This window comes from Acerihabitans sp. TG2, assembly GCF_035013185.1.
Taxonomy (GTDB): Bacteria; Pseudomonadota; Gammaproteobacteria; order Enterobacterales; family Enterobacteriaceae; genus Acerihabitans.
This window is the reverse complement of sequence record NZ_JAYGJO010000092.1, coordinates 1-1,033: the sequence shown is the minus strand read 5'-3', so window position 1 is coordinate 1,033 and position 1,033 is coordinate 1. Positions and strand designations below refer to the sequence as shown.

1 protein-coding gene is annotated in these 1,033 nt (G+C 51.7%); it reads right to left on the bottom strand.

Annotated features, from left to right (window positions below):
• A partial coding sequence (locus SJI19_RS24650; RefSeq protein WP_323480869.1) for an ISNCY family transposase occupies window positions 1–925 on the bottom strand: 925 nt, incomplete at its 3' end.
• Window positions 926–1,033: the final 108 nt, after the last annotated feature.

The window sequence follows — 1,033 nt, the reverse complement described above, 5'->3', positions numbered from 1 at the left end:
CCAGTTCCGCAGGCGTTTCCTGTACAGGCCGGTGGAGATCTTTGGGATATTTGGCCGGTCTGGCAAAGCGCCGGTTGAAGTCGCTGACGAATGTCTCAACCCAATGATTAGCACATTCAATTGAGCTGATATTTTCCAGCCGCATTTCCTTTATTAACCGGTCCTGAAGTGTCTGGTTAGCACGCTCAACGCGGCCTTTAGCCTGAGAACTGTTGGCGCATATGAGATCAATATTGAGGTCATGAAGGACACGGCCAAACTGGGTGGTCCCGGTGCGGCGGGTTTCTGCCTGGCTGACACGGAAAACAGCATGTTTGTCACTGTAGAACGCGACAGGTTTTCCATGTTTATCAAGATAGTCACGCGTGGCCAGCATGTAGTCGAAGGCAGACTCAGTTTCGCAGAAGCGTAGGTGCATCAGCCGGCCAGTAGCATCATCCATGTAAACCAGAAGGCAGCATTTTGATGCACGGCCTTCAAACCAGTCGTGGTGAGAGCCATCAATCTGAACAAGCTCACCAAGGCAATCACGCCGGTAACGTGGTTGATAGACCCGGGGTTTACGCCGCGAGTGCGGAACCCAGAGACCATCAGCAGTCATCCAGCTGCGCAACGTCTCAATGGAGATCCTGATGCAATGACGTTCGAGAAGCTTCTCAGCGGCTAACGTAGGGCCGAAATCGCTATATTTTTCACGTAGCAGCGTCAGAATTTTAAACCGGAGTTCATCAGGGGCACGATTGTTTGCGGGCTTGCCGCGTTTTCGGGATGACAGTCCGGCAGCGCCTTCAATCTGATAGCGGTCGAGAAGACGTTGCACCTGACGAACGCTGAGGTTCAGGAGTTTGGCGGCGCGCGACTGCGTCAGACGTTTATCGCATAGCTGCTGTAAAACAGGGATTCGATCGAGTTCTTTCTGGCTCATGGTGACCAACATAATAGTGATACTCCTGGCTGCCTGAATAAGAACAGGCTAACCGGAGTACGACATTTTAACTTTGCTAGAACACGACATTATCGCTTTGGAGTAACA